Annotated in this window: 23 protein-coding genes; 13 read left to right on the top strand and 10 right to left on the bottom strand. The window is 44.9% G+C overall.

Annotated features, from left to right (window positions below):
- Positions 1 to 58: 58 nt before the first annotated feature.
- From NIASO_RS12210 to NIASO_RS19950, 4 genes are all read right to left on the bottom strand, one after another.
- On the bottom strand, positions 59 to 1,201 hold the full coding sequence (locus tag NIASO_RS12210; RefSeq protein WP_008586207.1) for a beta-ketoacyl-ACP synthase III: 1,143 nt from the start codon (positions 1,199 to 1,201) through the stop codon (positions 59 to 61).
- Positions 1,198 to 2,115 carry a hypothetical protein gene (locus NIASO_RS12205; RefSeq protein ID WP_008586205.1) on the bottom strand — a complete coding sequence of 306 codons (918 nt, stop codon included), beginning with the start codon at positions 2,113 to 2,115 and terminating at the stop codon, positions 1,198 to 1,200. Before NIASO_RS12205 ends, NIASO_RS12210 begins: the two co-directional genes overlap by 4 nt.
- A gap of 2 nt (positions 2,116 to 2,117) precedes the next feature.
- Positions 2,118 to 2,594, bottom strand: coding sequence for a hypothetical protein (locus tag NIASO_RS12200; RefSeq protein WP_008586204.1), 477 nt, complete (start codon positions 2,592 to 2,594; stop codon positions 2,118 to 2,120).
- Positions 2,595 to 2,760: 166 nt separating this feature from the next.
- Entirely contained in the window at positions 2,761 to 3,108 is a 348-nt protein-coding gene (locus tag NIASO_RS19950) for a winged helix-turn-helix transcriptional regulator (protein WP_008586202.1), read from the bottom strand.
- Between the two features lie 189 nt (positions 3,109 to 3,297).
- Between NIASO_RS19950 and NIASO_RS12190 the strand changes: the two genes are divergently transcribed.
- The 9 genes from NIASO_RS12190 (at position 3,298) to NIASO_RS12150 (ending at position 11,577) form a co-directional block, all read left to right on the top strand.
- The gene (locus tag NIASO_RS12190) at positions 3,298 to 3,564 is read left to right on the top strand and encodes a hypothetical protein (protein WP_008586200.1); all 267 of its coding nucleotides are present in this window, start codon (positions 3,298 to 3,300) and stop codon (positions 3,562 to 3,564) included.
- Between the two features lie 60 nt (positions 3,565 to 3,624).
- Positions 3,625 to 4,302, top strand: a complete 678-nt coding sequence (locus NIASO_RS12185) for a response regulator transcription factor (protein WP_008586198.1) — start codon at positions 3,625 to 3,627, stop codon at positions 4,300 to 4,302.
- Positions 4,299 to 5,549, top strand: coding sequence for a sensor histidine kinase (locus tag NIASO_RS12180; protein ID WP_008586196.1), 1,251 nt, complete (start codon positions 4,299 to 4,301; stop codon positions 5,547 to 5,549). The genes NIASO_RS12185 and NIASO_RS12180 overlap by 4 nt, the downstream gene beginning before the upstream one ends.
- A 304-nt stretch (positions 5,550 to 5,853) precedes the next feature.
- Positions 5,854 to 6,279, top strand: coding sequence for a PepSY-like domain-containing protein (locus NIASO_RS12175; protein WP_008586192.1), 426 nt, complete (start codon positions 5,854 to 5,856; stop codon positions 6,277 to 6,279).
- Between the two features lie 14 nt (positions 6,280 to 6,293).
- Complete coding sequence (locus NIASO_RS12170) at positions 6,294 to 8,459, top strand: TonB-dependent receptor (RefSeq protein ID WP_008586190.1); 2,166 nt, start codon at positions 6,294 to 6,296, stop codon at positions 8,457 to 8,459.
- Between the two features lie 64 nt (positions 8,460 to 8,523).
- Positions 8,524 to 9,315 (top strand): phosphatase PAP2 family protein, encoded by a 792-nt coding sequence (locus tag NIASO_RS12165; RefSeq protein WP_008586189.1) that lies wholly within the window; start codon positions 8,524 to 8,526, stop codon positions 9,313 to 9,315.
- Between the two features lie 9 nt (positions 9,316 to 9,324).
- Positions 9,325 to 9,741: an EamA family transporter gene (locus tag NIASO_RS12160; protein ID WP_008586187.1), complete on the top strand. Its 417-nt coding sequence runs from the start codon at positions 9,325 to 9,327 to the stop codon at positions 9,739 to 9,741.
- 193 nt (positions 9,742 to 9,934) lie between these two features.
- Entirely contained in the window at positions 9,935 to 10,897 is a 963-nt protein-coding gene (locus tag NIASO_RS12155; RefSeq protein ID WP_025298923.1) for an ion channel, read from the top strand.
- Positions 10,898 to 11,013: 116 nt separating this feature from the next.
- Positions 11,014 to 11,577 (top strand): TlpA family protein disulfide reductase, encoded by a 564-nt coding sequence (locus NIASO_RS12150; protein ID WP_008586183.1) that lies wholly within the window; start codon positions 11,014 to 11,016, stop codon positions 11,575 to 11,577.
- 12 nt (positions 11,578 to 11,589) lie between these two features.
- Here the strand turns inward: NIASO_RS12150 and NIASO_RS12145 are convergent, their stop codons facing one another.
- Complete coding sequence (locus NIASO_RS12145) at positions 11,590 to 12,720, bottom strand: serine hydrolase domain-containing protein (RefSeq protein ID WP_008586182.1); 1,131 nt, start codon at positions 12,718 to 12,720, stop codon at positions 11,590 to 11,592.
- 135 nt (positions 12,721 to 12,855) lie between these two features.
- Between NIASO_RS12145 and NIASO_RS12140 the strand changes: the two genes are divergently transcribed.
- Positions 12,856 to 13,422, top strand: a complete 567-nt coding sequence (locus NIASO_RS12140; RefSeq protein ID WP_025298922.1) for an HdeD family acid-resistance protein — start codon at positions 12,856 to 12,858, stop codon at positions 13,420 to 13,422.
- A gap of 38 nt (positions 13,423 to 13,460) precedes the next feature.
- Here NIASO_RS12140 and NIASO_RS12135 read toward each other — a convergent pair whose 3' ends face one another.
- Positions 13,461 to 14,477 carry an LLM class flavin-dependent oxidoreductase gene (locus NIASO_RS12135; protein ID WP_008586180.1) on the bottom strand — a complete coding sequence of 339 codons (1,017 nt, stop codon included), beginning with the start codon at positions 14,475 to 14,477 and terminating at the stop codon, positions 13,461 to 13,463.
- Between the two features lie 175 nt (positions 14,478 to 14,652).
- On the opposite strand from NIASO_RS12135, the gene NIASO_RS12130 reads away from it, so the two are divergent.
- Together NIASO_RS12130 and NIASO_RS12125 are read left to right on the top strand one after the other, a co-directional pair.
- Positions 14,653 to 14,865, top strand: coding sequence for a heavy-metal-associated domain-containing protein (locus NIASO_RS12130; RefSeq protein ID WP_008586178.1), 213 nt, complete (start codon positions 14,653 to 14,655; stop codon positions 14,863 to 14,865).
- A 102-nt stretch (positions 14,866 to 14,967) separates the two neighbouring features.
- Positions 14,968 to 16,197 carry an MFS transporter gene (locus NIASO_RS12125; RefSeq protein WP_008586175.1) on the top strand — a complete coding sequence of 410 codons (1,230 nt, stop codon included), beginning with the start codon at positions 14,968 to 14,970 and terminating at the stop codon, positions 16,195 to 16,197.
- Here NIASO_RS12125 and NIASO_RS12120 read toward each other — a convergent pair.
- The 4 genes from NIASO_RS12120 to NIASO_RS12100 form a co-directional block, all read right to left on the bottom strand.
- Complete coding sequence (locus NIASO_RS12120) at positions 16,160 to 16,585, bottom strand: SRPBCC family protein (protein ID WP_008586173.1); 426 nt, start codon at positions 16,583 to 16,585, stop codon at positions 16,160 to 16,162. The genes NIASO_RS12125 and NIASO_RS12120 overlap by 38 nt on opposite strands.
- A 94-nt stretch (positions 16,586 to 16,679) precedes the next feature.
- Positions 16,680 to 17,183, bottom strand: a complete 504-nt coding sequence (locus NIASO_RS12115; protein WP_008586171.1) for a class I SAM-dependent methyltransferase — start codon at positions 17,181 to 17,183, stop codon at positions 16,680 to 16,682.
- 9 nt (positions 17,184 to 17,192) lie between these two features.
- Complete coding sequence (locus NIASO_RS12110; RefSeq protein ID WP_008586169.1) at positions 17,193 to 17,645, bottom strand: DUF1569 domain-containing protein; 453 nt, start codon at positions 17,643 to 17,645, stop codon at positions 17,193 to 17,195.
- 310 nt (positions 17,646 to 17,955) lie between these two features.
- Positions 17,956 to 21,102: an ATP-dependent helicase gene (locus NIASO_RS12100; RefSeq protein WP_008586166.1), complete on the bottom strand. Its 3,147-nt coding sequence runs from the start codon at positions 21,100 to 21,102 to the stop codon at positions 17,956 to 17,958.
- A 576-nt stretch (positions 21,103 to 21,678) separates the two neighbouring features.
- Between NIASO_RS12100 and NIASO_RS12095 the strand changes: the two genes are divergently transcribed.
- Positions 21,679 to 22,116, top strand: a complete 438-nt coding sequence (locus tag NIASO_RS12095; protein ID WP_008586165.1) for a nucleoside deaminase — start codon at positions 21,679 to 21,681, stop codon at positions 22,114 to 22,116.
- Positions 22,117 to 22,440: the final 324 nt, after the last annotated feature.

Here is a 22,440-nt window from a genome sequence, read left to right as displayed (position 1 = left end):
ACAAAAAAAGTGAAAAACTGTTTATGCTTTTCACTTTTCATCATTGCCTATTCGCATCCTACACCGCCGTCAGCAGCGCATACATATAGCTGAAACGGGAGCTTTCCGGCACCAGTAAAAATATTTTATCGCCTTTTTTCAACTTGCCGCTGTTATACAGCTCGTCCACCATAAAATAAACGGAGGCGGCGCCTACATTGCCCACGCTGCTGAGGTTTACAAACCATTTTTCGTAGGGAATGTGGTGCCCCAGTTTTATATGTTCGTCGTATATTTTGTCTTTAAAGAAATTACTGCTCATATGGGGCAGGTACCAGGTGATATCATCCGGGTTCAGACCGCGGCGCTCAAATAATTCCGGCAAAATTTTACCACCCAGCGGCACAATATTCGGACTTAGCAGCTTCACATCCTGCTTAATGCTGAGGATGGAATGCTCATTCTGTTCCTCATGATCAAATTCCAGCCAGCTTTTAAGATGGCCATCCTGCTGCTTTTCGGCGCCCATATACATACAGGCCTCCATATGGTCGGCATAAGAAATGCCTTCCATCCATTCAATTTTCAGGCTAAGGCCTTCCTCATTTTTCTTATCGGATAATAAAAAGGCTGCTGCTCCGTCGGATAGCATCCAGCGTAAAAACTCTTTATCAAAACTGATGTAAGGGTTTTCTTCCAGGGCCTCCAGTTTATGCACTTCGTCTTCAAACTGGTTGGCCACCAATGAGGCTGAAAAACGTTCGGACCCGGTAGCGATCGCCGTATGGGCGTCACCGCCTTTTATGGTCATATATGCATATTTCAACGCGTGCATACCGGCGCAGCAAACCCCCGCAGGCGACACTACTTCAATGGAGCCCAGCTCCGGCAGCCAGCCATGTACCATACAGCCATGGGAAGGCATCATTTGGTCGGGCGACGAGGTGCCGCAGGACAATACATCTATATGTTTAATGCCTTCCGGGTCATTTTTGAAAAGCTCTTTGACGGCCTCCGCGGTTAGTTGCGCATTGGTATGCGTTATTTTTCCGCCTTTTTCCAGGGCATAATAGCGATTAGTTATAGCGTTATTTCTTAATACAATTCTTCTTGATTTTGATGGTTTTCCATTGATATAGCCCAGGTATTCCTCCATTTCATCATTGGAAACCGGGTTGTTAGGGAAATAATGCGAGGTACGGTTAATAAAAACGTCGTTCATATATTCGGGTTATAATCTACACTTGAATAATAGTCTAATTGCTGTTTTATCTTTTTTTGGTTAAACGGCCGGATCAATATCAAATCTACTAATAATATTATAGGAGAGGCCAATAACAGTGCCACCGCAAGATAATATTTATATGCAACAAGAATGTTTTTCCTTTTCTGTGGGTGTTGGTTAATGATATTCACCCATTTCTGGAAAATTTTCCCTGCTTTTCGTTCAATAAACATCAGGGAATATTTAACATTCACGGCTTGCTGCTTCCGCAATGCGGGCTGCAGATTTTCCCAATTTCCGGCTGCCAGGGAGTCGTTCACGGTAGTGCCAAAAACGGCTGCGCCGGCAATATCTTTGTCGGACACACCGGGCAGCGGGAAGATGCCCCATTTCCGGTCTTTTTTCCCGGTACCCAGCCAGTGAAAAATAGTAATATAGCTAAGGTGGTTCAGGTGCCGGTCTGCCAGGGCGATGTTGCCCACGTGTTTTGTTCCCGCAACTGCAAACAATTTTTTGTTTTTCTCCATGGCGTTGATCCACATATTCCGGCAGCCACAGATGCTTACAAGCGCCGTATCTTTTATGATCGCTTTAAACCGATCGTCCTGTAAAATGGAGTTTATTGGAATACTGGGCGATAAATTCCAGGGCTGCCATGCCAGCACGATCAGGTCGTACCGGTCATATTTTGTGGTCCAGGGCTGTAGGGGAGTCGGGATTACTTCCACCGATTCCGGAACCGTATCAAAAAAAACAGGAGTGCTCCAGGGAAACGGAAACACGTGTTGGGTGCGCACCTGAAGGTAATCGATCTCCACATCCTGCGCAATCATTGGCTGCAAAAAAGAGTCTAGAATTTGCTTTGTTTGCCCGGATTGTGTGTAGTAAACCGCTAATATCCTTTTATTCATGTTTAATTAAGTCCAGCTAGTGATTTTGATATTTTACTATAATTCCTGAGGCTTTGCCGGGCAGCCGGTGGCAGGGAGGTATATTGTTCCTTTACCATTTTGCTGTCTTCTGTGATATTTTTGGAATAGCCCAGGTTTTTCGGGGCGTTTTCCTGTATCATAAGACGCAACAACCGGAATTCCCCGTTTTGCGGGCTGGCAGCAACAGCGGCTTCCAGTTTTTTATGCCCCTGTTTAAAAAGCGCCAATTTTTTTGCAGGCACGTTCAGCAACCCGGCCTTACGCATCTCCAGCGCACCGGCAAATGCCTGCTTTTCAGCGCCGCCGGCGTAATTCCCTAACTGGCGGAGCTGGGCATCAATAGCAGTAGTTGATTTGCCGGCAAATGCCTCATAAAATGCTGTTCTCGACTGCGCTGCTGACCTGCTGGGCGTCAATAAAATAGCAAGGATACTTATAAGGGTTAAAAATCGGGTCATGCTAAAAATAAGTTTGCGAAAATAATGGATTATTTTATGGTAATGATTAACTTTTCTGATGGAAGATACCAGCGGTGCCCCATTCCTGTAATGATGTTTTCCATGCGGCAGGGGTTGTTTCTTTTTTAATAAAATCTGTTAAAAAGTTCTGGTGCGGCACTATATTTTAAAGACTCATTGCTGCCGGTGTTTCGTTTTTCCTGAAGAGATATTTTACAGACCAGGCTGCTAAGGCTTGCGCCATCGGTAACAGGTCTATGGCTTTTTGTGTAGGCTGGTAGTAGTAAACGAGCCGGTTGGTGGTGCTTTGTTTGCGGGTTACCAGTTTTTCCTTTGTAAGTTTTTCCAGCCGGTCCGCCAGAATATTGGAAGCGATGCCCTCTTTCATTTGCGCTATTTCTTTAAAAGTAGTGCGCCGGAAAGCCACAATTTCCCGTAACACCAATAAGGTCCACTTGTCTCCCACAATATCAAGCGAGCGGGCGAGTGGACAATTTGACCTGTACTTGCTCATTATACCAAATATACTTAAATATGAAGCTACCCTTCAAAAAAGTTACACATATCCATTCATGAAATAAAGGTAAAAGAATCGCTGCCGGCAGGCGCTCCGGCGCTGCAGGCACAAAAAGTAAAATCGTTTTAAGCAAGTATAATAAATACTATTAAATTTGATTTGAATTATTGATAAAAAGAAGACCGTATGTTTGAAAATTTGATCCCAAAGGAAGAGATTGAACATTATCAGATAATCCATTCGGAAGAAGACCGCAGCGCTCACTGGAGAGAACGGCTGGAATACGCTGTTCGACTGGGCAATGAGTTTAAAAGCAAAACGACCATAACCTTTAATACTACGGAAGGACCAAAATCTATTGAAACGACTGTTTGGTCACTAGCGGAAAGGTATCTTTCCATTAAAGGGGGGGTGCTGATCCCGTTAAGCAGTATCATTGATGTGCACTTCTAAGGGCCGGGGTACAGCTAAAATTCAGCTTTCATTCAATTTTATTATTCACCTTTGCCGGTGATGAAGATCCTTATTGTAGAAGATGAAGCCGCGCTCAGTAAAAGTATTGCTACTTACCTGAAACAGGAAAACTATTCCTGCGAAGTTGCTACTACCTACTCAGAGGCTATTGAAAAAACGGAGACATTTGATTATGATTGCATCCTGCTGGATATTATGCTGCCGGACGGGAACGGGTTGGATGTTTTAAAGGCTCTGAAGCAGGATAAGCGTACGGACGGCGTTATCGTGATCTCTGCCAAGGACTCAATGACTGATAAAATATCCGGGCTGCAACTAGGCGCAGACGATTACCTGGCCAAGCCCTTTTACCTGCCTGAGCTAAGCGCCCGTGTGGCGGCGGTGATCCGGCGCAGGAGATTTGAAGGCAGTAGTGAATTAGTGTTGAATGAAATAAAGGTGGATACTTCGTCCCGCATTGTTACGATTAATAGTGAAGCAGTAGAGCTTACGAAAAAGGAATTTGACCTGCTGGTTTATTTTATTGTGAACAAAAACCGGGTACTTTCCAAAACGGCTATAGCAGAGCATTTGTCGGGCGCTGATGCAGATCTGTTTGATAATTTCGATTTCATTTATGCGCATATAAAAAACCTGAAAAAAAAGCTGGCGGCAGCGGGATGTGATAATTATTTTAAATCGGTTTATGGTATGGGGTATAAACTGGAAATCCTGTGAAGCTGATTTATTATATATCGTCCCGGTATGCACTGTTTACTTTTTTATTGACCTTGTTATCGGTGCCCTTATTTTATTTGCTGGTAAAGCATATCATGTTCAATAACCTGGATGAGTCGCTTACCTATCAGAAATACTGGGTGGCCCAAACGATGAACCGGGACACAACGATCAATTTTACCTCCTACAATAACAGTGTAATAATAAAACCAACAACACTGACAACCGGAGCCGACAGTTTTTATAGCAAAAAAGTGTACATACCGGAAGATGATGAACGGGTGAAGCACCGCATCCTGCACACCGTTATTAATGTGCATGGCCGGAACTATGAGCTGGAGATACAAAAATCAATGCTTGAAGATGATGATCTCTTTGCAAGTGTGTTTACGATACAATTGCTTGTAATTATGTTACTATTCACCGGCCTCTTTTATATGAACCGCTGGTTCTCAAAAAAGATGCTGCAGCCATTTCAGGATACGCTGCTGAAGCTGACGCATTACCGTATTGATAAACATGCTACCCCTGTTTTTGCCAGCACACGCATAACAGAATTCAGCAATCTTAATGAGGCATTGCGGCAATTATTACTACGCAACGTGTCGCTTTATAAGGCGCAAAAAGAATTTACGGAAAATGCCTCGCATGAAATGCAGACACCCCTGGCGGTAATACAAAGCAAGCTGGACCTGTTATTACAAACTTCCGTAAACCAGGAGCAGGCGGGGCTGGTAGAAGAATTGACCACAGCCGTGCGGAAGCTGCAACGGCTGAACCGGAGCCTGCTGCTGCTTACCAAAATTGAAAACAATCAGTTCCCCGAAACGGAATCGATAGCGCTGCAAAAGGTCATTGAAAACCAAATGGAACAATTTACGGAGATGGCGCAGGAAAAAAATATCCCGCTGCATCGGGAAACTATCAATGCACTGACCATTCGCGGCAACAGTTCTTTGATCGATATTCTTATCGGTAATCTTTTTTCCAATGCATTGCGCCATACGGTACGGGAAGGTGCTATATATATCAGTCTTAAAGAAAAAGTATTTACTATTTCAAACACAGCCGGGGACGGGCCGCTGGATCCTGCACACATTTTTCACCGGTTTAGCAAACAATCAGCCAACGTAAAAAGCATGGGCCTTGGGCTGGAGATCTGCAAACAGATCACGGCATTATATGGATACAAACTTACTTATGATTTTGCCGATAATAAACATTGTTTTTCTGTAGTGTTCCGGTAGTGTGCCTGGCCTTCCCGCTGATTCCGCAGATTGATTTTCTGCGATCCCGATAGCTATCTGGGATCTGCGCAAAAAATCGGCTTCCGATTTATCGGAATGCGGGAAATGCAATGAAGCCTGAAAGTCTAAACAACTTCTTAGACTTTTTCGAATTCTGAATTTATTACCATTTCGAACAGGATTGCTAATCGGATATATTTTCTTTCTATCTGCATTGTGGCCTTTGAAAATTCCGTTTTTCTTCAACATCGCCTCCCATTTTTACATCGTTATTTTTTATTGCTTTATTCTAATTAAAAAAACAATGAAAACAGTTATCGTAATGACCAGCCTTTTCCTGGGAATAGCCGCAACCGGCTTCGCACAGGATAAACCAGTGAAAGCCCCTCCCGCTTCTGTTAAGGAAGCCTTTCAAAAACAATACCCGGGTGTAAAAGCCAAATGGGAACTGGAAGACGGAAATTATGAAGCTTCCTTTACCAGCAAAAATGTAAAGACCAGTGCCTTATATGATGAGAAGGGCAAGCTGCAGGAAACCGAAACCGCCATATCCCAGGAAGAATTTCCCAGGGCTGCAAAAGAATTTATCGCACAGAAGAAACTGGGCCCCATAAAAGAAACGGCCAAGATTGTAAAGCCAGACGGAACCATTCAGTATGAAGCTGAAATAAAAAAGACGGATTATTTGTTTGATGCAAAAGGTGCTTTCCTGCGCGCGCAAAAAGATTAAACGTAGTGGAAGAGATGTATAAGGTTTTAGTTTTGTTGATGAGTTGTTGTGCGGTTGCTGGCGTGCAGGCCCAATCACGGGTGCAGTTTCAATTTCAAAATCCTGTTTCACACAAAGCGGTTCCGGGTGTTACCGTATCAGAAAATGCAAAGACCGTTGCTGTTGCTGATTCCAGCGGCGCCGCTTCCTTATCGCTACAGGCGGGCATTCACAGCTTTTCTTTTTCCGCAGTAGGATATGAACGGGAAAAATTGCTGATCAATATCACCGGCGATACAATTCTTCCGGTAAAAATGGATGCCGACGAAAAGGAACTGGAGGAAGTGGTGGTGTCTACCACACGGAATAATCAGCCGATAGAAAATGCGCCCATAAAAGTTGAAGTACTAGGCAAAGAGGAGATGGGTGAAGAGAATACCATCCGGCCGTCCAATATTGCCAGTGTTCTTGGCGACATAAGCGGGGTGCAAATTCAGCAAACGAGCGCGGTGTCGGGTAACTCGAATGTACGCATCCAGGGACTGGATGGCCGGTATACTCAAATACTTCGTGACGGAATGCCTTTGTATGATGGCTTCAGCGGAGGCTTTGGTATTTTAACCATTCCGCCATTGGATCTGCAGCAGATTGAATTGGTAAAAGGCTCTGCCTCTACTCTGTATGGTGGCGGGGCCATCGGCGGGCTGGTGAATATTATTTCACGACGCCCCACTACAGAACAGGAAGGAGTGTTAACACTGAACCAGACCACCTTAAAAGAAAGCGATGCGAACCTGTACCTGGCCAAACGTTACAAGGGCATGGGGTATACATTCTTTGGGGGGTACACGCATCAAAATCCTGTGGACGTGAATAAGGACGGTTTTTCCGATGTGCCGCGTCTGGACAATTACAATGTTCATCCCCGCTTGTTTTTCTATCCGAAGAATACCACCATTATTTTTGGGTATAGTGCCAGCGCCAATAATTCAAAAGGGGGCGACATGCAGGTGCTGGATGGACATGCCGATACTTTCCATCAATATTTTGAGCAGAATAATACCCTGCGGCAAACCGGGGAATTCGTCGTGGAGCATCACCTGAACGATGGTAAGAACCTGTATTTTAAAAATACCGTAAGCAACTTTACCAATAATTATTCGGACGCGCAACTGAATTACAGGGGCAACCAATTGAGCTATTACAGCGAGCTGTCGACACTGATTCCCTATGGTAATAAGAACAGTTTTGTGGCCGGGGTGAATGTGACCGGTGACCAGTTCAAAGCCAGTCATCAAAATTTATTTATACCCATTGCTGCGTTGAACAACAATACCGTTGGCGCTTTTGCCCAGAACACCTGGAACATTAAAGAGGTTGCCACGTTAGAGTTGGGCCTGCGGGATGATATTCACCAGCAATACGGCAACTTCTTTTTACCACGATTGGCATTTTTCAGCAAGCTCGGGGAACATTGGGCCACACGCCTGGGAATAGGATGGGGCTATAAAGCACCGAATCCATTTACGCCCTGGTATATGGATTATACCCCGGACAGAATTGCAGCACTCTCGGATAATATTATGCCTGAAAAATCGATCGGCTATAATGCGGAAGTGAATTATAAAAAGCGATGGGAAAACGGTAACCGGATCTTTATTAACCAGGCATTCTTTTTAACGCAGATTGCCGACCCTATTTACGGTACGGTGGATGCTACTAATTATCTTCATTACCAGAATGGCGATAAAAAAGTGGTGAGCCGCGGTTTTGATACTTATATAAAAGCGGTTATTCATGAATGGGAGCTGTATGCAGGATATACGTACACAGTGGTTACGCGCAATTATTTGGCGCAAAATCAATTTATGCCGCTAACGCCCAGGAACCGGATGGCCTTTACGCTCGTGCGCGATTTTGATGAAGACGGCTGGATGGTAGGGTTGGAGGGCTCTTATACTGGAAGCCAGAAACGATTGGATGCTACCAACACACCGGACTATATGTTTATGGCGGCTATGGTGCGAAAAGATATCGGGAAACATGTAAGTTTGGTAGTGAATTGCGAGAACCTGTTAAATTATCGTCAGAGCAAGGCAGAGTCTCTGTATACCGGTTCCATAACAGATCCGCAGTTTCAACCCTTGTGGGCTTCGATTGAGGGACGTGTAATAAATTTATCCGTCCGGCTACATTTATAAGCAGGAAGAGAGGTTGCTTGTTAAGAAAATATTTGCTGAAAAGCGATCAACAAAGAATAGGCTGATGAAGAAAATTGTGCTGATCATTCTGTTGTTTTCCGGAAGTGCAGGAGTGTTTGCACAGGATGCTGCCGTTGCAGGAGGCCAACCTCCCGCGGCACCTGCAGATTCAATAGAAGCCACAGCACCCGCCTCGGGCAATGAGATCAAAATAAAGCAATTTATTGCACCCGCTGCATTAATTGCGGCAGGTTCGCTTATTGATGGTACCGGTTTAAAGCGTTGGAATGTAACCTTGCAGGATAAAATTACACAGAGCCACCCGGGCTTCAAAACCCGCGTGGATAACGTCTTACAATTTGCACCAGGTGCGGCGGTTTTTGGTTTACAGGCACTGGGGATAAAGGGAAAAAATACGGCTCCCCACGAATTGATCCTTTACGGAATGGCCCTTGGGATCAACGCAGCCCTTGTTACGCCGCTGAAACATCTTACCAAAGAAGAGCGGCCTGACGGCAGCAATAATTTGTCCTATCCCTCCGGGCACACTTCAACAGCATTTGCTTCCGCCGAATTTTTACGACGGGAATATAAGGATGTATCGCCCTGGTACGGCATTGGTGGTTATGTTGCCGCAACAGCAACGGGGGCGTTGCGTATGTATAAAAACCGGCACTGGCTGGGCGATATTGTTGCCGGCGCTGGTTTTGGTATTGCGTCTACCAACCTCTCTTATCTCCTCTATAACAAATTGCAGATCGGAAATAAAAAGAACAAGGAAAATAAAACCGTCTATTTTTACCCGCAGGTGGCAGCTCACTCCTATGGATTAGGCTTCGTTAAACTATTACCCTAAATTTTTATTATGTGGTGGTACTATGCATTGTTATCCGCTTTCTTCGCAGCCCTTACCGCTATTTTTTCAAAAATAGGTGTTGAAAATGTTAACTCCAACCTGGCCACCGCCATCAGAACAGTAGTAATATTGGTCATTGCCTGGGCTATTGTTTTTGTAAAACAGAAGCAGAAGGGGCTGGCCACAATATCGAAACACTCGCTTATTTTTTTAATAATATCCGCCGTAGCTACCGGCCTTTCCTGGCTATGTTATTTTCGTGCGCTGCAACTGGGCCGGGCGGCACAGGTAGCGGCAGTGGACAAATTAAGCGTTCCGTTTGTTTTTATTTTATCGCTTCTTTTTCTAAGTGAATCTTTTAACTGGAAAATTTTGTTGGGCGTGGTGCTGATCGCCGCTGGTTCCATTTTGATGATCAAGGCCTGATCAGGTTGCAGGTTTCAGGTTGCAGGTTCAGTTTGCAGGTTCAGTTTGCGTTCTTCGGTTATCGCCTGGCGTTTGACGTTGGTCATCTATCCCAGAATACAGATTCCCGGCTCCTGATCTTGCATTCAGCATTTTGCGTTCTGCATTCAGCATCCCCGTTTGAAATATTGTCGCTTTTCGATAATTTCACACAATGGCAATAGGCAGAAAACGCGATATGGGCAAAACCGTTGATAATACGGGATTAAACACAGCCGTCAGTTCTAAATTCGCCCGTTTTATTAATAAGGACGGGTCTGCAAATGTTATTAATAAGACCGGTTCTGTTTTTGATAAATACAGTATCTATAACTATCTGATCAACCTCGGGAACGTTAAATTTGTATTGCTGATCCTTGGCTTTTATACCACCATCAACTTTTTATTTGCAACGGTTTATTATTTTTTCTGTATCCCTCATTTGCAGGGATTAGTGAGGGGAACGCCCCTCGAGACTTTTGAGGAAGCCTATTTTTTTTCGTCTCAAACACTTACTACGGTTGGTTATGGACGTATCAGCCCTGTGGGATTTATTACTAATACGATTGCCTCTATTGAGGCGTTGGTGGGCATATTGACGCTGGCCATCATCACCGGCCTGCTGTACGGCCGGTTTGTAAAACCCAGAGCCTATATCCGGTTTAGTAAACATGCCGTTATCGCTCCTTTTCGGGGCGGCAAGTCGATCATGTTCCGGCTGGCGCCTATAAAAAATGCAACGCTGAGCGAAGTGTCGATACAGGTAACAATAAGTATGCTGGTTAATACGAACGGGGACACCAATTATAAATATTATTCACTACCCCTGCAATTCAATACGATTAATACCTTGCATATTACCTGGACGGTAGTGCATCCGATTAACGAAGACAGTCCTGTCTATAATATGACGATGGAAGAGCTGGCGGCGGCCGATTTTGAAATGATGGTGTATCTGAAGGCATTTGATGAAGATTTTTCCAATACCGTTATAGCCCGCACCAGCTACACCTTTGATGAGTTTGTGAATGGCGCAAAATTTGTTCCGGTATACTATGAATCCCCGGAAGGAAAAGGTACTGTAGTAGAGCTTTCCAAGCTGAATGAGTACACCCACTTCGGGGACGCGGCTATTTAGGAATAGGGTTGGCTATTGGTGTGGTGAGCGGTACGCCGCCGGTTACGGGGCTTTTGTCTATATTCGCATCGATCCGGTAAATTGAATAGTATCCGGCATATCTTTAAAACCAGTAAATGACAACAAGAATTATTTCAGGTGCATTGCTTTCTGCACTACTGACAATAGCCGCCTGTAAAAGCGGGGCGGATAAAAAAACGGCGGAAGCGGCAGGTACTGTTGCAGCGCCGGTGCAAAACGATACCGTGCATCAGCCTGCTGCAGATAGCAGTCATACTGCAGGTCTTCCCCATTTTAAAATGATGGATGAACAGGGACGGGCCGTGGCGCTTGATTCATTAAAAGGTAAAAAGGTATTTGTAAATATATGGGCTTCCTGGTGCCCGCCCTGCCGTGCAGAAATGCCTTCCATTCAGAAATTATCTAAAAAAACAGATAAAAATAAAGTAACGTTTGTTTTATTATCGGTCGACGACGATCCCGCTGCCGGCATCGGATTTAAAAAAGCTCAGCAAATTGAGTTGCCCGTCTTCTTCCCTGGAGAGCAGCTACCGTCCTTATTTAATGTGGAAGGCATCCCCGCTACTTTTATTTTTGACGAGAAGGGCGCGTTAATAAAAAGTATGGTGGGCATGGAAAACTATGATACGCAGGAATATGTTGATCTGCTGGAGCATTAACATCAGGTATCATCATTGAATGAAATCCTGGTAAAGAAGATTTATCGCATCATACAGCAAGGCTACTACCGAATTTTTATATTGAAGAAGACAACCGTTAGTGATGACTACAAACCCGAATTTTTCTTCGGGTTGGAAGAACATACTGCTGTACAAACCGTAGGCATCTCCCGTATGCCCTACCATTCGTTTCCCTGCGATCAGGCTATCAGTATAGTATAAGGCCAACCCGTAATGCTCTTTATCAGAAAGCTTGGTTTGCATCGTCTTACTGCTTTGTTCCGAAATGATCCGCACGCCATTGCCGGTGCCGTAATTCATGTGCAGCATCATGTACTTTGCCAGGTCCAGTGCAGATATTTTCATACCGCCGGTAGGTGAGAAAACAGGCGTGCTGTAGCCCATTGTATAGTGCGCCAGGGTTGCTTTGGGCGATGCATAAGCGCGGGGCGCTACCGCAAAGCTTTTGGTTGAATCGTTATATTCATACAGCGGCACCAGGCGGTTCCTGTCGAGCGAATCAACATTATACCCGCCGTAAAGATGCAGGGGCAGCAGGATGTGTTGTTGTACGTATTGGTCAAAGCGCACGCCTGTTATCTTTTCAAGAATACTTCCGGCAAGATTAAAGTTCAGGTTGCAGTATTCATAACCGGTTCCGGGTTTATAATCATTGTAACACCGGGCCCAATCGGGGTTTTTACCCGGGTTGATCACATCCAGGTTGAAGTAACCGTTTTGGTCATTCAGGCTGGAGGTGTGCGACAGCAGCATGCGCAAGGTGATCGGGACATCGGGAAATTTTGGGTTATTGATTTTAAAGCCGATCAGTTTGGATGCTTCATCATCTAAACTGATCTTTCCTGCGTCAACCAGTTGCATCAGCGAGGTTGCGGTAAAAGATTTGGAGATCGATGCAATACGGAACAGATCGGTATTTTGAATCAGGGTTTTATCTTCCCTGTTTTTATAGCCATAAGATTTGTTATAAATGATTTTATTGTTCTTTACAACGGCAACAGACAGCCCGATTGCGTTATATTGATCCATCAATTTCAGGATAGCTGCATCAGCAACATGCTGTGCGCTGGTGGGCAACATTGCACTGCAGGCCAGCAACCAAACAAAAAGACAATATTTCATTAGCGAACAATTCTTGTAAGGAAGATACGATAATTACAGAATATGGGTCAAACATTGTTTTTTGAACGTTGCGAAACTATAGCGTAATTTTAATGGTGTAAAAGAGTTTGTCCTTCACCACAAAAACAAAAAACAATGGCTACACAAATGCTGCAGGAGCGATTGAAGAATTGGTGGTTGCTCCTGGTTTCGGGTATCTTATTTATTTTATTGGGATTTTATATTTTGAATCAGCCGCTGGCTTCTTACCTTGCCTTGTCCGTTTTTTTTGCCGCGGCTTTTTTGGTCTCCGGTATTTTTGAAGTATTGTATGCCGTAAGTAGTAAGAGGCATGATGCGGGCTGGGGCTGGGCGCTTTTTGGCGGCATTGTGGACACCGTGTTTGGGATCTTCCTGATTGCATCGCCTGTGCTTACCATGGCGGTGTTGCCGATGTATATCGGGTTTGTGATCCTGTTCCGGGCTGTGCTGGGGATTATGCACGCATTTGCGTTGAAAAAACTGGGCATATCGGGCTGGGGCTGGGCGTTGATGGCGGCCATATTAGGTATTGTTTTTGCCCTGATGATGATCTCGAACCCTGTATTTGGTGGGCTTACCATCGTAGTTTACACTGCTGTAGCGGTATTGATGCTGGGCGTTGCCCAGGTAGCGCTTTCCCTGCGGTTAAAAAGTATTAAGAACCGGCTACAGGCTTTGTAGTGGTTGCAAAAAAAGACAGCCACGGGGTTGCACTTTGATCAGCGGCCCTTAAACAAGTTGCTGATAAGGGAGTAAGAATGCAATTTTTTTTGCTGATCAAAAACCTGTGAAATAAGCATTAATTCTTTAACGCCGGTTGCGGTAACGAAATCAGTAAGTTCCTCTTTGATCTTTTCTTTGGTGCCAATAAAACTTTCCGATAGCATATGCATTACCCCATATTTTTGTTCCGGCGTCCATAACTGCTCCATTTCTTCATAAGGGATCGGCGGTTGCAAGGGTGAGCGGCTGTTGGTAAAAATGCCCAGGAACATGCGGTATAAGGAGGTTGAAAGGGATGCCGCTTCTGCAGTACTGTCTGCAGCAATAACATTAACACAGGCCATCGCATACGGTTCTTTTAAAACAGCGGACGGCTGAAAACGGCTGTGATAAATTTCCAGGGCGGCTTTTAGCTGCTGCGGTGCAAAATGGGCGGCAAATGCGTACGGCAACCCCATTTCGGCAGCAAGGAAGGCGCTGTCTGTGCTGGAGCCTAAGATCCATATCGGAAGGGCAACGCCTTCCCCGGGCAATGCCCGCACTTTTGCCGTTTTATTTTCTTTCCTGAAATATTGTTGCAAGGATTCAATGGCTTCCTTAAAATCGTAAGGCATATTAATAGGAGCCTGCCGGATGGTCATGGCCGTTAGCGCATCCGTGCCCGGGGCGCGGCCCAACCCAAGGTCGATACGGTGCGGGTATAGGGTGCCCAGCGTTCCAAATTGTTCCGCAACGATCAGCGGTGAATGATTGGGCAGCATGATACCGCCGGAACCCACGCGGATCGTTTGGGTGCCCCCGGCCACATACCCGATCAGCAGGGAAGTAGCGGCGCTGGCCACGCTTTCCATATTATGATGTTCGGAGAACCAATAACGCGTATAGCCCAAGGTTTCTGCGTGCTGTGCGGTGTGCAGACTGCGTTCAAAGGTTTGGTGAACAGTGTCGCCTTTGCAAACCGTTGCAAGATCCAGTATGGAGTAGCGGACGCCGGTTAACGGATTTCCTGTCATGGTGCGATGTTTTAATTGCCTTTAACTGTCAATTATTTAATAGCGGTAATGGATAGAACAAGGAATAATGTAAAAAGTTGCTGCGGCAACCGGAAATGTTGTAAATAATGGAAGGAATGCTGTAACAACCATAGTATCGGTTCTTAGGAACTTTGTATAAATAAATCTCAAAAAAATGGACATAGTAAAATTTAAAACAAACCTGAAATGCGAAGGATGCATAAGTAAAGTAACTCCGGCGCTGAACAGCATCAACGGAGTAAAAGACTGGGCCGTTGACCTGAAGGATACAGATAGAATATTAACGATCACCGGCAGTGCTATTGCCGAAAAAGCCGTTGTTCAGGCGCTCCTGCAGAACGGTTATAAGGCCGAAAAAGCCGGTTAATTTAAAAAATTGTACCTTTGCACCCGCGGCGCTTCCCATTGAGGTGCCGTATTTTTTTAATTGGTTAAAAATGTGTACTTTATACACATTAAATAAATTTGAATGAATAGAAAACTATTTCCATTGGCGTTGGGGGGCTTAGGCATCGGTACTACAGAATTTGTGATCATGGGTTTGTTGCCGGATGTGGCCGCTTCGCTGAATATATCCATACCGGCAGCGGGCTACCTTATTTCAGCCTATGCACTGGGAGTGGTGGTAGGCGCCCCGGTGCTGGTGGCGCTATCGGCTAAATATCCGCCTAAAAGAATCCTGATCGGGTTAATGGCGCTGTTTACCTTATTTAACGGGTTATCGGCGTTGGCCCCCGGCTTCTATACCTTATTTTTAGCGCGCTTTTTTTCAGGTTTACCACACGGCGCTTTTTTTGGTGTAGGATCGATCGTTGCCTCACGCCTGGCAAAAGAAGGCAAACAGGCGCAGGCGATTTCAATGATGTTTGCAGGGTTAACTGTTGCCAACCTGGCCATGGTGCCCCTGGTTACGTTTGTCGGGCATCACCTAAACTGGAGGTATGCGTTTGGTGTGGTGTCATCAATAGGGCTGCTGACTATTCTGTTTCTGCATTTCTGGCTTCCGGCGCTTCCCAGCCAGAAAGTGACCAGTCTTAAAGAAGATATGCAGTTCCTGATGACAAAAAGATCCTGGCTGATCATTGCCATTACAGGGATTGGGTTTGGAGGCCTGTTTGCCTGGTTTAGTTATATAGCGCCGCTGATGACACAGGTTACCGGGTTTAGTGAGAACACCATGTCTTCGATTATGATCCTTGCGGGAGCCGGCATGGTGGTCGGAAACCTTATAGGCGGCTATATGGCAGACCATATGCCTCCTGCAAAGGCATCCGCCATCTTATTGGGCCTGATGGTGGCAGGATTGGTTTGTGTATTCTTCTTTTCAGGAAATCAGCCGGTAGCTTTGGCGTTAACCTTTATTTGCGGCGCCCTATCCATGTCGTTGGGTACGCCCGTAAATATTATGATGATCCGTTCTGCGAAAAAATCAGAAATGATGGCGGCTGCAATCATGCAGGCGGCTTTTAATATTGCCAATTCCCTGGGGGCCTTTTTGGGTGGCGTTCCGCTAAAAAACGGGTATGGATATAATTATCCCTCGTTGGTAGGGGCACTGTTGGCCCTTTCAGGATTGGGATTGTGTATTGTTTTTATTGTGCGTTATAAAACCGTACCGAAGATCGAAACAAAACAAAAAACAGGTTCTTCCAAAATAATACTCACCGTTCCAGAAAATTGCGAAGTGACGTGTTCATAATGGTATTCCAACCCTGTTCGTAATTTTCTTTTGCAAAAGCGGGGCCGCCATCAGCCAACTGCTCTAAGCCGGAATGGGTGAGGTGTACGCGGGTTTGATCGCCTTTGGGAAACAGCTCCCAGGTGAGCAAAGAAGTGCCCTTGCTTTGATCCGGGTGGGCCCAGGTATGCTGTAATTTTTGCAAAGGGATCAATGCGGTAATGGTAGCCCGGTGACGGTATTTTTTTTTCGGACCTTCATAAAAATCAAAACGGCTTCCTGGCGCTGTATTAAAATCAGGAATGTCAAAATACCATTGTTTCATCTGGTCTTTGTCGGTAAGCGCCTGCCACACTTTTTCAACAGGAGCATTGTAAATAACTTCCTGTACTACTGTTTGCGATTCCATACTAATAGGATCTTTCGCTTTAAAATTAAGTTATATCTGCGCCGTTCGCGCAGTCCGCGGGAGATTTATCTATCATTTAATAGTTGATACAATATCAGGAGATAGCGGCAAGATACATACCTCCTCCCTGGTAAATCGATTTTCTGGTGTTAAGCAAGCTGAAATTTGTAAACCCTGCATCAATTGCCAGTCTCCTTGCTTTTTCCGGTGGTACAGGGTAGAGCACCCAGGGATTGGCTTCCCGTGTGTCGTATTCTATTATTGCGAGCATACCTTGCGGTCGTAATTGGGTTTTCAGCCGGGTGATCAACTCTAACTGGTTGCTGATATAATGCAACGAATTGGCCATTAAAATACCGGACAATAGTGGCACCGGAAGCGCCTGTTTTTCAAAATCAAGCCGGGAGAATTGTATGCCTGGTTCGTTGAAAGCCTGCGGACTTTTGTCAAACGCGTAAACAGTGCCGGCTGGAGGAAGCAGACTGAGCAACGCACGGGTAAATAAGCCGCTGCCGCAACCCAGATCTGCCCATAGCTGGGGGACCGTGCCGGAGAGTGGCAGTGCCCGGATCATATTTTTTGCTTCCCCGATTTCCATTAATGACTTTTAAACACCAAATTGCCGGAGATGATGATCCAGGTGTTTGGCAAAAAGATTATTCCATTCCGGTTCCGTTAGCGGCCCGAAAGAATGCGATTCCTTCCCATTGAAATAAGCGCCGCCCAACTCCTGGGTTTGCCGGATGTACCCGATCAGGCGTGCCTGTTCTTTTTCAAAATCACGCGCGCCGGTGATCAGGAAAAAAGGCGCCGTTCTTATGTTGTGCTTATAAGGAACTTCATTAACCACTGTTTTCTTGACGAAGGTTTTTAAGATCCATTTCACAAATCCTTTCGGTCGGGGATGTTTATCGGTGTATACCAGCTCGTACATCACACATAAATGCGCTAACATCTGATCTACGCTCATTTTACCCCATTGCGGCTGACTTTTGGGCGTTAATAAGTCGATACGCTTTATAAAAGATTGAGCTCCCTCCGGTGAAAAAATATTTGTCATATAAATGCGGTTTGGTTTTGGTTGCAATATAAAAGTAAAAATTTTTCTAATAACTAATCGGGCGCTATTATTTTTGGATATATAACAAATTCCCCTTTAATAAAGAAGCGTTGAATTCAGACGAAATGGCTATGGCTCCATAGGAGCCCTGTGTTTGCAACATCATAGTGATGAAGCGCACCGGCTCCGTTAGGATGCCGCGTACACACGGAGCCCAATCCTCACTCGTATATTTTCTATAAACACGCTGCTCCTGCCGGAGCGGAAAAGGTAAATTGGTCACTCATCCTTATTTTTTACGAGCCGTCAACTACAGGTCCGGGTCCTCGTCTACGTCTTCCAGGTGGGTATAAAGCTGGTTGTCTTTCACAAAATTGCACCAATGGCAATCTTCTTTTCCGCAACCTTTATAAAACTCCCGGTTTTGAATATGTTGCCAGGTGGTGGTTATCTGTTGTTTTACTATTTCAGCATGCTCGGGCAACAATAGGATTTTATGTTTAACGAATTGTTTCTTTTCGTCAGGCTCAATAAAATCGAATTCGGCGCTGGCTACTTTCCAGTTTTTTAGTTCATAGTGATCTACCAGCAATTTATAAAATACCGCCTGGCGCCAGTAATCACCTCCCAGGGGCTCTTTCTCATTCGGCGCTTTTAATTTTGTCTGGGCATAGGTTACACTGCCGGTTTTATAATCCACCACAGTTACATCGCGACCATTAAATTCCAGTTTGTCCAGTTTCCCTTTTAGCGGCACGCCATCCAATACAACGTTTTTGATGTTTAGCTCCACCACTACCACTTTGTTCCAGGCGTCAATATAATTGTTATAATATTCAGGAAGGATAATAGCGCCCTGCTCCATCCTGCGGGCAAAAGCTTCTTTGGTAAAGTTCTGCCGGTGGCGTTGCATATACCATTTAAAATCTTCGTATAAGGTGGCTACCTCCGGAAAATTACTCTCTTTGTCTTCCTTCATTTTTTTGAAAAAGCGCTCCAATGCAAAGTGGATGGCACTTCCAAATTCCGTATTCTCGTTTTTACCCGATGGGATGCGCAGCAGATTCTGATAATAAAATTTCAACGGACAATCAAGGTAATTATTCAGCGCTGTTACGTTCATTACAAATTTATCGAGGAGGGGCGTGATAAAATCATCTTCGTTCGCAACAATGGTGGGAGCCTGGGCGGTGAATTGCAATTGGCGGAAAGCGGTCATTGTATCGCTGTCGATTTCACGATAGTTTATTACGATCTCGTGCTGTTCCTGTATCTCCGCAATAAACCGGGAGGGCTCTAATTCCTTTCCTGCGTTATTCATTTTGGACCAGGAGAGGTACAGATATTTTTCTGCACGTGTAATGGCCACATAAAACACCCGCCGCAGTTCTTCAAGGGTATCTCCGTCGGGTTGCGAACTAAACAGCGTATCAGGCAATTTGAAGATCACCGGCATCGACCGTTTCTTTTCCCAATAGCTGGCATTGGTTCCGGCGAGGAATACATATTCAAACTCCAAACCCTTGCTCCCGTGGGCCGTTAGCAGGTTTACGCCTTTGTCGTTGCCAATAGTGCGCATTAATGAAAGCGGGATCTTTTCTTTCTCCATGGTGTTGATGATGCTGATCAGCGCTTCCAGGTCCAGGGCAGGGTTCCGGCTGTTCTCTTCTTTAATAAAATCAAAAAAAGAAGATAACATCTGCATTAATAGTGCTTTTTCCGCATGATGCAGTGTATAGGGCAATACGCCTGCATAGCGGATGATGTTCTCTGTTAGTTGTTGCAAGGTAACATTGGATACATCGGCGATCAGTTGTTCATAAACGGCATTGAAGTTTTTTAGTCCTTCATGAAGGCCGGCATCAAACAAATCGATTGCGGGCGCCTTTGCTTTTTCGGATAACAATTGCCGCAGCGATGTTGCTTCACCTTTATATTGCCGCCGGCTGACCTCTGTATTCAATTTCGCAATTTCTATCGGTGGGATCTTATAAAAATCATAGTGCAGTATTTCGAATAATAATTCATCGCCTCCATAAGGGATGTCATGTTCTTCCTCAAGATATCTTAAAATGGTGATGATCTTTTTTATAAAAGGGTGTTGCAGCAGGTTGATGGGCCGCTTGCTGAAAACGGGTATGCCCATCAGCCGGAAATAATTGGCTAATTCCTCCCCGTATTTATTCTCTTTATAAATTACAGCGATGCGTCCCGGGGCGATACCTTGTTTTACCAGTTGTTCCACGCTCAAGCAAATACCCGCCATTTCTTCCTTTTCGCTATTATATTCGGTTAATTCCGGAGGGTTGGTAAGCTGATTGATGGTGTTGTTGGCGGCGATCAGTTCCTTGCTGAGGCCCGGAAGCTGGGTTACCAGCCGCTCGGTATTTTTTGAGATCACCGACTTTGATACGTCTAAAATGGGCTGGATGCTACGGTAGTTATTGGTGAGTACCACGGTTTTCAGATCCTGCTGATACTGGTGTGCAAAGTCCAGCATATTCTGCACATTCGCCCCCTGGAAGCGATAGATACTTTGGTCGTCATCGCCCACAACAAACACATTGGGGCGCTCCCAGAAGTTGATCAATAACTGTACGATCCGGTTCTGCGTACCGCTGGTATCCTGGAATTCATCTACCAGAATGTAATGATACCGTTCCTGGTAGTCGCGCAGTAAAGATTCATTTTCTTCAAGGGCGCGGATGACCCAATTGATCATGTCGTCAAAATCATAGCGCCGTTCTTCATTCATCAGTTTTTGAAACCGGTTGAATTCATTTACCGCAGCGCGCACCCGTTCGATCTTTTCCGTTGCCTCCGCAATCTGGTCCGTGCGCAGGTCGCCTTTTTTAAATTCTTTTACCGCCCGTTTGGCGATGTATTCTTCCCGGTTGGGAAGATCATTGATATAGGCATCAATCTTTTGGTTGATGAATTCAGGCGTCCAGCCCTCGCGTTTCATGGCGGAGAACAGGTTTTGGAGGTGCAGCGCATCAAAATATACATCTCCCCGGTACCGTTTTAAAGGATGATTTTTGGGGAAGCCATCGATCAGCCGTTTAAAATACTCAATGCGTTCCAGTTCAGAAACAGGATCCAGCGCAGTTTTTTCAAAAAGGGATAGGTTGTCCTGGATCACATCATTGCAAAAAGCATGAAAGGTGTAAATATTAACCTTGTAGGCGTCCGCACCAATAAATTGCTGCAGGCGTTTGCGCATGGCTACCACGCCCGCGTCTGTATAGGTAAGACAAAGAATGTTTTCCGGCAGCGCGTCCGTTTCGAGCAGGATCTTCCCGATGCGGGCCGCCAGGATCTGGGTTTTGCCCGTGCCGGGGCCGGCAATAACCATTACCGGTCCTTCCAGGGTATCCACTGCCATCCGCTGCTGTTCGTTCAGGCGCTGGTAGGTTTCTTTAAATTTTTCTTCTATTTTTTGTTTGGGAAACGACATGCGTATAATAGTTAACAGTTTAAACCCGTAATGGGCGAACAAGTTAACAAATTCCGGATTATTTAGCTCCGAGAAGCCACGAATTCCATCGTTCTACATTGCAGCATGATTTAGGGATACAACGGAATATAAAGATAAACCACAGAGAATAATGCAGAGAAGGTGCAGAGATGACAGAGGAGGCCCATTGATTAGCAGGGCGCTGCGTTCTCTGTGTTAACGCTCTCTTTCCCCTGTGGTTAAAACAATTAAGTGCTATGTCAAATACATTTTATTAGGCCACAAAGGCACAAGGCCACTAAGTCATTATTCTTTGCGCCTTCGTGTCTTAGTGGCAACAGATATTATTGACTTGACTTAACATTAGTTGTACAGAATGCACAAATGAATTGTTTTGCATAACTTAAAAAATGGCTCACAGAAAACACAGATTTTCACAGAAAAGATCAGAGATTGAACTGAAAATGCAAATAGTTCTGTGTAAATCTGTGCAATCTGCGAGAATAAAAATGTTGTTCTGCTTATAATTCTATCTTGTGTATTTTTAATTTTGCTTTCTTTGTTAAAACAAATTACGTGACGGACGAATATTTTATGCAACTGGCTTTAAAGGAAGCTGCGCGGGCATTTGAGGAGGAAGAAATTCCCATCGGGGCCGTTGTAGTAGCACAGCAAAAGGTAATTGCACGCGGCTATAATATGACCGAAAAGTTGAATGATCCTACCGCTCATGCGGAAATGATCGCGTTGACTTCTGCTTTTAATCACCTGGGCGCAAAATACCTTCCGGACGCGACGCTTTACGTTACGGTGGAGCCCTGCGTTATGTGCGCCGGCGCTTTGTACTGGAGCAAGATCAGCCGGGTGGTTTGGGGCGCTTCAGACAGCAAGAACGGTTTTAGTCGCGTACAACCCGGCGTCTCGCCTTTTCATCCCAAAACACAACTCACTACAGGTATCCTCGAAACAGAATGTGCTGCATTGATGAAGGAATTTTTCAGAAATAAGCGGTAACCGCCTGCCATTGAAAATATGCCAAAAACATTCTTTGGCCGCGGCAAACCCCATTGAAAAACAAGACCTTCAGGCCTTCCGGCGGCCTTTGATTGACGGCCTCCTGTTCCCATTATCACTATTCTTTATAAAATTCCGGCGTAGTTTTTATGCTATCTATAAAATCGATCGGAGAAGTTCGGTACTTTATTTAAATATATTGAATTATCAATATATTAATTATTTCATTTGTTTACTGGTATTTACTAATTATTTTGTATATTGTTTATGTCATTTTTTAATTATAAAAGATAAAAAAATCGTTTTAATATTATAATAAAATAT

It is taken from the genome of Niabella soli DSM 19437 (assembly GCF_000243115.2).
Lineage (GTDB): Bacteria > Bacteroidota > Bacteroidia > Chitinophagales > Chitinophagaceae > Niabella > Niabella soli.
The sequence above is the reverse complement of the archived record's forward strand: the minus strand, read 5'-3'. Positions and strand labels throughout refer to the sequence as shown.

Coding starts and splice junctions, on each gene's coding strand:
- NIASO_RS12175 (WP_008586192.1), top strand. CDS start 5,854: ATGAAAACAGTTATCGTAATGACCAGCCTTTTCCTGGGAATAGCCGCA.
- NIASO_RS12165 (WP_008586189.1), top strand. CDS start 8,524: ATGAAGAAAATTGTGCTGATCATTCTGTTGTTTTCCGGAAGTGCAGGA.
- NIASO_RS12110 (WP_008586169.1), bottom strand. CDS start 17,645: ATGACAAATATTTTTTCACCGGAGGGAGCTCAATCTTTTATAAAGCGT.
- NIASO_RS19950 (WP_008586202.1), bottom strand. CDS start 3,108: ATGAGCAAGTACAGGTCAAATTGTCCACTCGCCCGCTCGCTTGATATT.
- NIASO_RS12145 (WP_008586182.1), bottom strand. CDS start 12,720: ATGAAATATTGTCTTTTTGTTTGGTTGCTGGCCTGCAGTGCAATGTTG.
- NIASO_RS12200 (WP_008586204.1), bottom strand. CDS start 2,594: ATGACCCGATTTTTAACCCTTATAAGTATCCTTGCTATTTTATTGACG.
- NIASO_RS12120 (WP_008586173.1), bottom strand. CDS start 16,585: ATGGAATCGCAAACAGTAGTACAGGAAGTTATTTACAATGCTCCTGTT.
- NIASO_RS12210 (WP_008586207.1), bottom strand. CDS start 1,201: ATGAACGACGTTTTTATTAACCGTACCTCGCATTATTTCCCTAACAAC.
- NIASO_RS12155 (WP_025298923.1), top strand. CDS start 9,935: ATGGCAATAGGCAGAAAACGCGATATGGGCAAAACCGTTGATAATACG.
- NIASO_RS12130 (WP_008586178.1), top strand. CDS start 14,653: ATGGACATAGTAAAATTTAAAACAAACCTGAAATGCGAAGGATGCATA.
- NIASO_RS12205 (WP_008586205.1), bottom strand. CDS start 2,115: ATGAATAAAAGGATATTAGCGGTTTACTACACACAATCCGGGCAAACA.
- NIASO_RS12185 (WP_008586198.1), top strand. CDS start 3,625: ATGAAGATCCTTATTGTAGAAGATGAAGCCGCGCTCAGTAAAAGTATT.
- NIASO_RS12125 (WP_008586175.1), top strand. CDS start 14,968: ATGAATAGAAAACTATTTCCATTGGCGTTGGGGGGCTTAGGCATCGGT.
- NIASO_RS12115 (WP_008586171.1), bottom strand. CDS start 17,183: ATGGAAATCGGGGAAGCAAAAAATATGATCCGGGCACTGCCACTCTCC.
- NIASO_RS12170 (WP_008586190.1), top strand. CDS start 6,294: ATGTATAAGGTTTTAGTTTTGTTGATGAGTTGTTGTGCGGTTGCTGGC.
- NIASO_RS12190 (WP_008586200.1), top strand. CDS start 3,298: ATGTTTGAAAATTTGATCCCAAAGGAAGAGATTGAACATTATCAGATA.
- NIASO_RS12150 (WP_008586183.1), top strand. CDS start 11,014: ATGACAACAAGAATTATTTCAGGTGCATTGCTTTCTGCACTACTGACA.
- NIASO_RS12140 (WP_025298922.1), top strand. CDS start 12,856: ATGGCTACACAAATGCTGCAGGAGCGATTGAAGAATTGGTGGTTGCTC.
- NIASO_RS12160 (WP_008586187.1), top strand. CDS start 9,325: ATGTGGTGGTACTATGCATTGTTATCCGCTTTCTTCGCAGCCCTTACC.
- NIASO_RS12135 (WP_008586180.1), bottom strand. CDS start 14,477: ATGACAGGAAATCCGTTAACCGGCGTCCGCTACTCCATACTGGATCTT.
- NIASO_RS12100 (WP_008586166.1), bottom strand. CDS start 21,102: ATGTCGTTTCCCAAACAAAAAATAGAAGAAAAATTTAAAGAAACCTAC.